At 71.8% G+C, this 12,044-nt stretch carries 8 protein-coding genes and 2 pseudogenes; 3 read left to right on the plus strand and 7 right to left on the minus strand.

Annotated elements, in window-relative coordinates; genetic code table 11:
- Positions 1–8: 8 nt before the first annotated feature.
- From ACFYO2_RS40110 to ACFYO2_RS40120, 3 genes are all read right to left on the minus strand, one after another.
- The gene (locus ACFYO2_RS40110; RefSeq protein WP_388359756.1) at positions 9–2,327 is read right to left on the minus strand and encodes an ABC transporter substrate-binding protein; all 2,319 of its coding nucleotides are present in this window, start codon (positions 2,325–2,327) and stop codon (positions 9–11) included.
- Complete coding sequence (locus tag ACFYO2_RS40115) at positions 2,327–3,136, minus strand: hypothetical protein (RefSeq protein WP_388359759.1); 810 nt, start codon at positions 3,134–3,136, stop codon at positions 2,327–2,329. Before ACFYO2_RS40115 ends, ACFYO2_RS40110 begins: the two co-directional genes overlap by 1 nt.
- Positions 3,137–3,869: 733 nt before the next feature.
- Complete coding sequence (locus ACFYO2_RS40120; protein WP_388359761.1) at positions 3,870–4,226, minus strand: hypothetical protein; 357 nt, start codon at positions 4,224–4,226, stop codon at positions 3,870–3,872.
- A 70-nt stretch (positions 4,227–4,296) separates the two neighbouring features.
- Here ACFYO2_RS40120 and ACFYO2_RS40125 point away from each other — a divergent pair, with 70 nt between their 5' ends.
- A complete protein-coding gene (locus ACFYO2_RS40125; RefSeq protein ID WP_388359763.1) occupies positions 4,297–7,140 on the plus strand; it encodes an AAA family ATPase in 2,844 nt (947 codons plus the stop codon).
- Here the strand turns inward: ACFYO2_RS40125 and ACFYO2_RS40130 are convergent.
- From ACFYO2_RS40130 to ACFYO2_RS40145, 4 genes and pseudogenes are all read right to left on the minus strand, one after another.
- Positions 7,075–7,741, minus strand: a pseudogene (locus ACFYO2_RS40130) (transposase). The gene ACFYO2_RS40125 and the pseudogene ACFYO2_RS40130 sit on opposite strands and share 66 nt — an antisense overlap.
- A gap of 72 nt (positions 7,742–7,813) precedes the next feature.
- A complete protein-coding gene (locus tag ACFYO2_RS40135; protein WP_388359784.1) occupies positions 7,814–8,374 on the minus strand; it encodes a transposase in 561 nt (186 codons plus the stop codon).
- 271 nt (positions 8,375–8,645) lie between these two features.
- Positions 8,646–9,149, minus strand: coding sequence for an N-acetyltransferase (locus ACFYO2_RS40140; protein WP_388359766.1), 504 nt, complete (start codon positions 9,147–9,149; stop codon positions 8,646–8,648).
- 160 nt (positions 9,150–9,309) lie between these two features.
- Positions 9,310–9,888, minus strand: coding sequence for a helix-turn-helix domain-containing protein (locus ACFYO2_RS40145; protein WP_388359769.1), 579 nt, complete (start codon positions 9,886–9,888; stop codon positions 9,310–9,312).
- 96 nt (positions 9,889–9,984) lie between these two features.
- Here ACFYO2_RS40145 and ACFYO2_RS40150 point away from each other — a divergent pair, with 96 nt between their 5' ends.
- Together ACFYO2_RS40150 and ACFYO2_RS40155 are read left to right on the plus strand one after the other, a co-directional pair.
- A complete protein-coding gene (locus tag ACFYO2_RS40150; protein WP_388359772.1) occupies positions 9,985–11,391 on the plus strand; it encodes an MFS transporter in 1,407 nt (468 codons plus the stop codon).
- Between the two features lie 367 nt (positions 11,392–11,758).
- A pseudogene (locus ACFYO2_RS40155) lies at positions 11,759–12,044 on the plus strand (IS200/IS605 family accessory protein TnpB-related protein); the annotation flags it as partial.

Below are 12,044 nucleotides of genomic sequence, written 5' to 3' on the forward strand. Positions count from 1 at the left end.
ACGCCCCATCAGGTCGACACCTGGAAAGGCGCCACGCCCTGGTATGCGAACCTGCCGCCGTCGACCCTCCACAGGTAGACGCCGCTGCCGTCGATGACCAGGGCCCCGGTCGTCTTGTCGAACGCGAGGTTCCTCGAGACACCCTTGTAGGTGGCCGAGCGCAGTGCCGTCGTCAGGCTCTGCCGGGTACGACGCCCGACGGTCAGCGAGCGCAGAGTACGTACGGCGAGCTGCGCCACGTCGTACGTCTCGACGGCGTACCGCTCCGGCTCCGCGTCGAAACGCTTGCGGTAAGCGGCCCTGAACGTCTTCGCCTCGGGCGCCACGGTGGCGTCCATGACCGGGGCGACGATCACCCAGCCGTCGGCCGCGTCCTGCGCGGCGGAAAGGAACCGCGCGTCGAGCACCCCCTGGGCGGCGGCCTTGGCCCCCGGGAAGTCACGGCGGCTCAGTTCCCGGGCCAGCAGCGCGGCCCGGTCGTGATAGCCGGCGAACGCCACCGAGTCCGCGCCCCCGTCGAGCAGGGCGTCCAGGATCGGCCCGAAGTCGGTGCGCAGCGCGCTGACCACCTTCGGTACGGCCGGCTGCCGTGCCTTGCGCAGGATGCCCGCGAGGGTGCTGCTGATCTCCCAGCCGTAGGCGTCCGCCGCGCGGTCGTCGACGATCCCGACCGTGCGCGACTTCGCGGTGCCGCGCAGATACGCGTCGAGGTAGAACGGCAGGATCGTGTCCGTCACCCGGGCGTGCAGGAAGGACCGGCTGCCCATCACCCCCAGCACGGTGGCGCCGGGCGACACAGCGATCAGGGGCAGCGAGGCCGCGTCGTACGTCACCAGTGAGGCCAGGGCGGTGGCGTCCGTGGTGGGACCGATCACGGCCAGCACGGAAGGGTCGGCGACGAGCTTCTTGGCCGCGGTGACCGACCGGACCGGATCGCCGCCGTCGTCCACCGTCTTCACGGCGAGGGCGAAGGGGCTGCCCGGACGGGCGTTGAACTCGTCAACGGCGAGCCGCAGCCCCCGCTCCTGAGCCCGGCCGACCGCCTTCTGATCGCCGCTCAGGTCGGCATGCAGCCCGAGGGTGTACACGCGACTGCCGGCTTTCGGGGTGGCGTCGTCGTTCTCGTCGTCACGGGAGAGGGCCGCCCACGCGGCCAGTCCGCCACCGGCCGTGACGACCGCCGCGCCGCCGGTCAGGAGGAGGAAACGACGTCTACCGCCGGCACGGGGCGCGGGCTGCGCGGCCGAGGTGTCCGCCGGAGCGGTACCGGCGGACACCGGGTCGACCTCGGTGTCGTCGATGGAGGGCAACGCGAGCCCGGCGGCCGACCGCTGCGCGATCAGCCGGACCAACGGCTCGGGAAGCCAGGCCTCTTCGGCGGGGTCCGGCTCCTTCCCGCCGGAGGCGGCATCCGCGAGATCGCGGGTTTCCTTCGCCCCGGCGGTCCTGCCCTCGTCGGGGTCTGGAAGAGGTACGGCTCTCAGAGCTTCCCGGGGGTCGGGAGGCGAGGTGGGCGACGCGGGCGCGGCGGCCGTGAGGGCCTCGGACAGCGCCTCGGCCGTGGGCCGCAGCTCCGGGTCCTTCTCCAGACAGCTGCCCACCACCTCGGCCAGCTCGGCCGGAACACCCTCCAGATCCGGCGCGTCGTGCACCGTCCGGTACAGCAGTGCGTCGATCGACCCGGTGCCGAAGGGAAGGCGGCCGGTCGCCGCGAAGGCCAGCACACAGCCCAACGAGAAGACGTCTCCGGCCGGTCCCGGATCCCCCGCGCCCTGGGCCTGTTCCGGCGGCAGGAACCCCGGCGTGCCGACCACGACACCGGTCGAGGTGAGCGAGGTGTCCTCGGGATCGCGGGCCACACCGAAGTCGATCAGCCGTGGTCCGTCGAGCGCCAGCAGCACATTGCCGGGCTTGACGTCCCGGTGCACGAGACCGGCCGCGTGGAGCTCCCCCAGCGCCTCGGCGAGCCGCGCCCCCAGCACCCGCAGGCTCGGCACCGGAAGCGGCCCGTGCCCGGCGAGCGCCTCGGCGAGCGAGGGACCGGGGACGAACGTGGTCGCGAGCCAGGGCTGCGCCGCCCCGGGGTCCGCGTCCACCAGCGACGCCACCCACCGGCTGGTCATCCGGCGGGCCGTCTCCGCCTCGCGCCTGAACCGCTCCCGGAAATCGGAGTCTTCGGCGTACTCGGCCTGAATCACCTTGAGCGCGACCAGACTTCCACCGGCCGAGCGGGCCAGATACACCACGCCCATGCCGCCGGCGCCGAGCCGTCCGAGCAGCCGGTAGTCCGCCAGTCTGGCGGGGTCGGAGGTACGCAGAGGCTCCATCACTTCCCCTTCAGCCGCTGCTCGATGCGCGTCAGCATCTGAGCCAGGGCCTTGCTGCCGAGTTCATTGAGTTCCTGCTCGGCGTAACCGGTACCGGCCGTCACGGAGACGGCCACGACGACCGTGCCCAGCCGGGCGAGCATCCACCGGTACGACTGGGCGGCACCGCCGTTCTCGACGAACTGCCCCGCCTCCAGCACAGAGTCGTCGGCGTACTCCTGCTCGCGGGCGCCGAAGGGGGTGCCGAGCGACGCGAGACCCGTGATCCGCTCGTTTGACCTTGGCTGTTGCTCCGGGCAGCGCAGCACCTCTTCGAGGGTGGTGCTCAGCTGTTCGTCGGCGCCGAGGGCGGAGGCGTGCACGGTCGCCACGGCCGTCACCTTGACCGCGCCCTTGCCCTCGCCGGCCGGCAGCCGGCTGTAGCGGGACGTGCTCGCCAGCACCCCACGCGGAAGTGTCTCCCGCTGCCACCGACAATTCTCGTTCAGCACGGCCCAGGTGCCCGGAGCGCTCTCCGCCGGGGTCTGGGCGACGTAACCCCGCCCCCAGTCGCCAGGGACGAGGACGACGGACTCGGCCAGCCGGCGCCCGTCCTTCGAGGTCCGGGGAACGAGGGAGGCATCGGGCGTGAACACGGAAGAGGCGGCGGACGAGCTGCTCGACGGGCCGGCCTCGACGCTGGGCGAAGCACCGCCCGAAGCGCTCGGCGAAGCACTGGCCGCGGGCGAACCGCTCTGCTGGGAAGGCGCGTCGCCCGGCCCCTGTGCCGAACACCCGGCCAGCAGACTCCCCGCCACCAACAAGGTCATCCAACTGACCTGTCTTCCCCGGGAGTTGTCTTTCACTCAGTCCCCTCAACACCGTTCGCGCCGTCCGAGGCTTCGAACATAGGCGGCCGGGAGGAAAGGGACCTCAGTAGAACCACGTATGCGGCTACGTATTTCGCAGCACCGGTTCAACGACCTTCCGCAACCGGCGCCAACGCGCCCGCGAACACGCACAGCATCCGTTCGAAGAACCGACGGTGATACGTCCGACGGGGAGCAGCGCGGAGGTGACGGCGCCCAGTGTCGTCGTGACGGCCATCCGCAGCCAGAACAGTGCGGGCCGCACGACGACCGGTGGCGACGAGCCGTGCCGACGCCACGGCAGGCCACGACACCCGATCTGGACGGCCCCCGGACCCAGCCGACGATCCCGATCAGCGTGGAGGCCAAGTGCAGGGCGACCCACCACGACATGCCGGGCACCATGGGTCTGCCGAGCGCGGCGAAGCCCCGTGACGTCCTGGCCGGCCCGTCGTTGGGTGACGTCGTCCCGGAGCCGGTGCGTGACCGCGCCGAGCCACCCGAGACCACGGTGACTTACCTGGCCCGGGACGCCGTACTCACGCCACCAGCTCGGGAGGTGCGCGGCGACGACAGGGGCCGACCGCCGGATGGGCAGAGTGGCGACGACACTCAACTCTCGCGCCCCATGGTTGGCGCCGGCTCCTCACTTCGGAGAGCCGTCGGAGTGCCGAGCGGTGGGCCCGCGGGCGAGTCAGGGCCGGATGTGTTTCAACGTGAACTCGGGTAGTGCGTACGGGCCGGCTTGCGGAGCTTCGGGGTCGGTAGGGGCGTCGGCGTCGGTGAGGTGCGACGCATGTGTTTCGGCGTTGTCGATGGGCGTGTAGGCCAGTTCGGATGCCACGGGGAGTTCCCAGAAGCGGCGGGTGTTGGCAGAGACGGCGTACACCGTGACGATCGTGCTGTTACGTAGATCGGTTACGTAGTTTCTGCACCCGTTCGTCTCACGTGGACGAGGGTTGCCCGTCCCGCGCTGATCGACGGTCACCCGCGCGGGCCGGCGGCTCGCCGTCGACGTGTCGCCGTCGACGCGGTGTGAGATCGCGGACACGAACCCACAGGTTGTCAGTGGCGTACGACAGGATGTGCGGGGGCACCAACTTCGTGGGGGGAGCGAGGGCATGACGACGGAACGGACACCGCTGGTCGGCAGAGAGGCGGAACTCGCGCGGCTCGACCGGCTGCTGGCGGATCTGGTGGGGGACGTGCCCGGCCGCCCGGCGGTGCTGGATGTCGGGGGTGAGGCGGGCATCGGCAAGAGCCGGCTGGTCCACGAGCTGTGCCTGGGCGCGACGCGGCGGGGGGCGGCCGTGCTGCGCGGCCGGGCGACGGAGTACGAACGCCACATCCCCTTCCAGCCGTTCACCGACGCCTTCTCCGACCTCGACCCGGAGGTCGTGGAGTCCTTCCCGGCGGGCGCCGAGGTCGCCCCGGTGCTCAGCGGGGCTCCGCGCAGCACGGACCGCTTCCATCTGCACCGTGCCACCGCCGCGCTGTTGACCCACGCCGCGGCGTCTGCACTGGTAGTGGTCTTGGACGACATGCACTGGGCGGACGCCGCGTCGCTGGAACTCCTCGACCATCTCGTACGGCACCCCGTGCGCGCCCGCGTCCTGCTGGTCCTCGCCCGCCGCGACCGGCAGAGCCCCGCGGCGCTCGCCGCGACCCTCACCCGCGGCACGGAGACCGGCACGGTACGGCGGACGGCCCTCGGCCCGCTCGGCGAGCGGGAGTGCGTCGAACTGCTCACCCCCGACCTGGCCCGCGAAGACGCCGTACGGCTCTTCACGGCGAGCGAGGGCAACCCGCTGTACCTGCTGACCCTGCTCCAGGCGCACCGCGAGGGCGCGTCGGTGAGCCGGCTGTCCACGACTGGCCTCGGGGCGCTGCTGCTCGACGAGCTGACCCCGCTGACGCCGTCGCAGCGTCGGCTCGTCCAAGTGGTGGCCGTGCTGGGCGACCACGCCACACCTGCGCTGCTCGGCCCGGTGACCGGCCACGAGCCCGCACAACTCGCCCAGGACCTCGCCGTACTGACCCGGCGCGACCTGCTGCGCACCGGCACGCACGGGCGGATCACTCTGCGCCACCCCGTGCTGCGCAGCCTCGTCCGCGACGGCACCGACCCGTGGCTGCGTACGGAGACCCACCGGCTCGTCGGCGCCGAACTCGCCCGGACCGGCGCCTCGCTGGCCGAGCGGGCGCACCACGCCGAGCAGTCGCTGTCCGGTTGGGATGCGCGGGCGGCGGCCGTGCTGGACGAGGCCGCCGAGCAGGCCGCGCACACGGCGCCCGCGAGCAGCGCGCACTGGCTGGAGGTGATGCTGCGGCATCTTCCGCACACGCCGGAACACGCGGGCAGACGGCGCGAGTTGATGCTCCGGCGGGCCCGGGCGCTGGGCGTCGGCGGCCGGCTGCGGGAGAGCCGGGACCTGTTGCACCAGGTGATCGCCCTGCCCGACCCGGGCGACGGGACGGGGTCGCGGGCGTCCGCTGTCGTGCTGTGCGCCGTCATGGAGCGCCATCTGGGGCGTTACGCGGAGGCGGTCGCCCTGCTCCGCCGCGAGTTGCACCGCACTGATCCCGTGCCGTCGCTCGCCGACCAGGTGGCGCTGGGCCTGGAGCTGGGCTCCTCGGCCCCCCACGACACCTCGTACCCGGCGGTGCGCTCCGACGTGGCACACACCTTGGAGGTGGCCCGCTCCCTCGGGGACGAGACGGGGGTGGCCGGTGCGCTGAGCGTCGCGGCGCTGGGAGAGGCCTACGAGGGGGAGACGGCCGCGGCGGACGACTTCACCCGCCGGGCGGCGGCCCTCGTGGACTCGCTGCCGGACGGCGATCTGACCGGCCTGTGCGAGCCGCTGGTACGGCTGGCCTGGGCGGAGGCGTTCCTGGAGCGCTTCGCCGACGCCGAGCGGCACGCCGATCGCGGTCTGGCCATAGCCCGCCGAACCGGCCAGCTCTACCTCCTGCCCCACCTTCTGCTGTGCAAGACACACGTGCACATCCAGACCTGCCGGCTCGCGTCGGCGGTGGAGCTGTCCGAGGAGGCCGAGGACATCGCCCGCGGCATCGGCAGCGACGAACTGCTCGCCTTCGTCCTCGCGACCAGGGCCCACGCCTTGGTCGACGCCTGCCCACCCGGCGACCCGCGACCACTGGCCACCGCCGAGGAAGCGGTCGCCGCAGCGGGTCCGGGCGTCAACTGGTGGGCATCCACCGCTTGGTGCGTGCTGGGCTACGCGGCACTCACCGCCGGCGACCCGGCCCGTGCCCGGGAGGCGGTGCTGCGCGCCGGTGGCCCCGACTTGCGGCGGATGCAGCCCTCCATGCGCCCGCTGTTCCTGGAGGTCCTGGTCACCGCCGCCGTCAGCATGGGTGACCTGGACGCGGCAAAGGACTGGGCCGACCGGGCCCACGAGGAGGCCGAGAGGCTCGATCTGCCCGTGCAGCGCGCCTCGGCCATGCGCAGCGCCGCGCACGTGCACCTCGGTCTCGGTGACGACAGGGTGGCGGCGGACCTGTTCGTGGCGGCGGCCGATGAGAGTGCCCGCAGCGCAGCGGTGTTCTGGGAGGCGTTCTCCCTGCTCTTCGGCGCGTCCTTGCTGGCGGCGGACCCCGACGGTGCGCGGCGCGGGCAGGCGGCCTGGCACCGCGGGCGGCGGCTGGCCGCGGCTGGGGGCTGCGGGATGCTGGCCGGGCTTGCCGAGGCGGTCGGCCCGGCGGTGGCCGCCGCCGACGGGCCCGAGCGCCGCCTCGCCGAACTGACCGCCCGTGAACGGGAGATCGCCGACCTCGTCGCCGACGGACTCACCAGCCCGGCGATCGCCGAACGACTCTGCCTGAGCCGCCGCACGGTCGAGACCCACATCTCCCGGGTCTACCGCAAGACGGGAGTCTCATCGCGGGCAGCTCTGGCGGGCCTGATGGCGGAGCGCACGCCGAGGCCTTCCTTCAGCGTTTGACTTCCTCCCCCTCGTGAGCGACTCCGTTGGGAAATCCGCAAAACGGCTCTCGACAGTGGGCCATGCCGTGAGGGTGAGGCGTGAGAGGTGGGAGACGCGAGCCGTGCCGAGTGGGGTGCCGTGCAGCCAGGCGTCGACGCGGGTGATGTTGAGGGCGGTGGCGGAGAGAATGTTCGCGAGGTGGGTTTTGCTCTGGCCTCGGTAGGGAGTGCGGCGCAGGCGAGTGCGGCGGACGGCCTGGGAGATGGTGCCCTCCACCCCCGGCGCGAACGTCGTAGCGTTCTTTCCAGAGGTCGGTTTGCTGTTCGGCGCGTCGTTCTTCGAGGATCTGCTGCTGCTCGCGGGGCAGCAGGGTGAGGCTGCGGCTGCACTTGCCGTTGGCTGCCTTGGTGCACTTGGGTTTCAGCGGGCAGGCGATGCAGTCGGCGAGCGCAAAGTGCACCCGGACGAGCGGGGTCCCGCTGGCCTTGCGCTGTTGGGACCAGCTGGCACTGGACGCCCCCTGGGGGCAGATGACCTTCCTGGCCTCCCAGTCCGTCGTTAAAGCGGCCTGGGTCAGGTCCGGTGCCTGTGCGTCCCGCCCGCTGTGGTGGGTGTCGATGCCGAGGGGCTGCGGTCGAAAGCCCGGCGCCTGGCGGAGCGCGGGTGGCTCCTCCTGGAGGCGTCGGGGCGTTCAGTGCCGGCCGGCGGACCGTGGCCGTCCCAGACGCCGGCTCATCCGCGTGACCATCGACCACCGGATCATCGCCTCGCTGGTGGCGGGCAGGGTCTCGTAGTCCCGGGCCAGACGGCGGGAGTTCATCAACCACGCGAACGTGAGCAGGCCGAGGGTGTCGGTCACGATGTGCCGCTTGCGGCCCGGCACCTTCTTCCCGCCGTCGTAGCCGCGTGAGGCGGCCGGCACCGTCGCGGCGGCCCGCACCGACTGCGCGTCGATGACCCCGGCCGTGGGCTCGGCCTCGCGGCCCTCGCGCTCACGGACCGTCCCGCGCAGCCGGTCGTGGAACTCGGCGATCAGCCCGTGCTCGCGCCACCGGCGGAAGAAGGCGTAGACCCGGCCCCAATCGGGGAAGTCCGCGGGCATCGCCCGCCACGAGATCCCGCCCGCGACCAGGTAGCGGATCGCGTCCAACAACTGCCGATGACAGTAGCCCTCGGGCCGTCCACCCCGCCCCTGGAACCAGGCAGGCACCGGCAACAACGGCCGGACGGCCGCCCACTCCGCGTCCGTCATGTCCGACGGATACCGGCGCACCCGGTCCGGATGGTCGGCCGCGTTGCCGTACACATGCGCGAGGCAATCGCACGGCACGGCGGGCGAGTTGAAGTCAACGTGCTCGGGCACGTACAACAAAGACAACAGGGCCTCCGGGAACCACTCGGAATGGGATCGCACCCCCGAGCTACCAGGAGGCCCTGCTTTCACGCGCGGAAACCGCCGCAGTCACCCGATCGAGACTCCCGTTCGATCGACAGCCTTCGAGATCGGTACGGGCAACAACCACTTACGGGTCGGGATGCTGCGGCAGGGCGAGCCAGTCCGACCAGGAGATCTCGCGGCCGAGGAAGCGCGGCTGCTCGAACGGCCAGTCGGCGGCGATCCACTGCGGCACCAGCGCGTCGAGGGCCTGCTCGACCTTGCTGCCCACCAGCTCGTCCACCACCCACCAGGAGATCTCGCCGTCCGCGCCGGCCCTTTCCGATGGGTCGATGTAGACACAGCCGAGCAGAGCTGTCTCCGCCGCGTCGAACAGCGCGTAGTTGAAGGACTGGTGCGCGGCGATCTCCTTCTCGTGGCGCAACAGGTCGGCCTGGTCGGCCTCGTAGGTCATGGTGGCCGCGGGCCAGCCCCAGGCCGGGCCGAAGATGATCCACAGCCGCTCGCGCGAACCCATCACAGCCGGATAGTCGAGCGGGGTGTCCACCTCCCGGATCGGCCGCAGGTGATGACCACCGCCCGGCAGCGGTACCCGGACGGGGTGGACGAAGTCATCGGGAAGCCAGCTCATGGCGCCCGACCGTAGCAGCGCGCGGCCGTCCGCTCCCCTGGATTTTCCCCGTATACCGCCAGGCCCTGCTCTCATGCCGGGCAGGGCCACGCGATCACCCGATCGAGACTCCCGTTCGATCGACAGACTTAGAGCCCTTCACCGGGGCTGCTTGAACTTCTCAGTCGTTCGCTGTCGGGCCGGTGCGGACGACGGCCTGGTCGCCGTGGGGGCCGAACAGGTGCAGGATTTCCACCGCTTCGGCATCGGCGGGGCCGAACCAGTGGGGTTCACTGGTGTCGAACTCGGCCACTTCGCCCGGCCGGAGAGTGATCTCGCGTTCCCCGAGGATGAGGCGGAGTTCGCCGGCGAGCACGTAGAGCCATTCGTAGCCGGAGTGGGTTACCAGTCTCGGCTCGCGGTGCGCGAGCACCTGCTTGAAGACCTGGACCCGGCCCGGGTACTGCGTCAGCGGGACGAGGACGCTTCCGCGCTCCCGGCTCCGCGGCTTCAGATGGACCCGCGGATCGCCGGTGGCCGGAGCCGTTACCAGCTGGTCCAGCGCGACGCGGTGGGCGCGGGCGAGGGGGATGAGAAGGTCGAGCGTCGGGCGCCGTCGGCCCGACTCCAGGCGCGACAGCGTGCTCACGGAGATTGCGGTGTCCGCCGCGAGGGTTTCGAGGGTGAGGCCGCGGTCGCGCCGCAGGGCGCGCAGTCGTGGCCCGATGCTGTCGAGGAGTTCCGCGAGTTCGGCGTCCATGCGGCCATTTTTGCAGTCTTCGCAAAGTTCCTGGGCGTGGGCCCTGCCGCGACCCGAGCCTGGGCGGCAGCCGATCCCGTAGAAGGGGGACCTCCCGTGCTCACGACATCCCTGGCCGCTCCACCCTCCGCGCTGAGCGCGCGCCGGCGCTGGACGGTGCTGGCCGTCTGCGCGCTCAGCATGTTCCTGGTGGGTGTGGACACCACCATCGTCAATGTGGGCCTGCCCGAGATCGGGCAGGGCCTTGACGTGGGCACCCGCGGTCTGGAATGGGTCGTCAACGCTTACACCGTGGTCCTGGCCAGCCTCCTCATGGTCTCCGGCGCGCTCGCGGACCGCTTCGGACGGCGCCGCATCTTCCAGTGCGGACTGCTCGTCTTCGGCCTGGCCTCCCTCGCGTGCGCCCTCGCCCCGTCACTCGGGGTGCTCGTTGCCGCCCGGGCCGTCCAGGGGGTAGGGGCCTCCATGCTGAGCCCCGTGGCCCTGGCGATCGTGGTAAACGCGATGCCCGACCCACGGGAACGGGCCCGGGCGATCGGCGTGTGGGCGTCGGTCTTCGGGCTCAGCATGGCGGCGGGCCCGGTCACCGGCGGGGCGCTCATCGCCGCGTTCGGCTGGCGTTCGGTGTTCTGGATCAACGCGCCGGTCGTCATCGCCGCCCTCGTCCTGGTCGCCGTGTTCGTGCCGGAGTCCCGCGCAGAGCGCGCCCGGCGCCTCGACCTGCCAGGCCAGGTGCTCCTCACCGTGGTCCTTGGCCTTCTCGTCGGCGTCCTCATCGAAGGACCTGGCATCGGCTGGGCCTCGCCCGCGGCCCTCACCGGCTACGCCCTGATCACGGCGGCGACGGCCGGGTTCGTCCTGGCCGAGCTGCGCCGCAGCGAACCCCTGATGGACCTCGGCCTCTTCCGACGACCGCCGTTCGCAACGGCGGTATTCGGCGCCATGGCGGTGTTCGTCGCGCTGAACGTGAGCCTGCTGCTCAACACCCTCTACCTCCAGCACGCCCGCAGCTGGACACCGCTCGCGAGCGGCGCCGCGACCCTGCCCATGGCACTCGGGGCCACCCTGTGCGCGCCCTGGTCCGGCACCCTGGTCGGGCGCCTTGGACCGCGGCGTCCGCTGATCCTCGCGGGCGCCTTCACCACGGTCGGCGGTCTGTGCCTGATGAACCTGGACCAGGACACGAGCGTGCCGCTGCTCCTCCTCGCCCACCTGCTGATCGGCGTCGGGTTCGGCTTCGCCAACGCCCCCCTCACCAACACCGCGGTCAGCGGTCTGCCGCCGTCCCGGGCCGGCGTGGCAGGGGCGATCACCTCCACCGCGCGCCAGATCGGTGCGGCGGTCGGAATCGCCGTCGCCGGGGGCCTGGTCGCGGGCACCGGCCCCGCCGACCTCGCCGCCGCGTCGCGTCCAGGATGGCTGCTCGTGGCGGCCTGCGGACTGTTCCTCCTCGTCGTGGCGCGCGCCTCGCAGCCCGCAGCCGTCGACACCGTCTACCGGTAGTTCGTTAAATCCGCCGGTAGAGGTCAATGCCATGTCCGGTGGTGACCGCGTCGATCAGGGCCTGGTGCCCGGAGGGTGGGTCCTTGTCCGACCAGGCTCGCCACCATCGGTTGAGGGTGACGGCGGGGGTTGGGAACTGCTGGCGATGTAGTGAGCGGTAGTGAGTTTTGGCGAGTGTGAGCGAGTGTGAGGGTCGGGGTGTGGGTTGGGGTCGTCCGCAGTGCGCCGGGGGTGTTTCTCTTCTGCCGTGGGTGTGTTCTGGGTCTTGCTTTCGAAGGGAACGGGAGTTCTTGGGTCGAATGGGTGACCTTTGCGGGGGCGGCTCGTTGGCTACGGTGATGGGGGTCTTCGGCCGGGGGGTGAAGGGGTGGGCGGGCTGCGGGAGGTGGTGGCGTCGTTCGTGGTGCCCGGTCCGGCCGGGGTGGCGGTGCGGGACCGGCTGCGGGTGTCTGAGGCTGATGCGGTGGTGCTGGTTGAGGTCGGGGTGTTCCTGGGTTCGCTGGCCGCGGGTGATCTCGCCGTACGTTCCCGGCAGGGGCTGGCGCATGATGCGGCGGGGTGGGCGGTGCGCAAGCGGGGGCTGACGGGGAGGTCGTCGGCGCGGTGGGCGGGCAGTATCACCAAGGCCACCCACGACCAGTGGGCGCTGGCCC

Origin of the sequence: Streptomyces sp. NPDC006602 (assembly GCF_042870385.1) — a bacterium.
GTDB lineage: Bacteria > Actinomycetota > Actinomycetes > Streptomycetales > Streptomycetaceae > Streptomyces.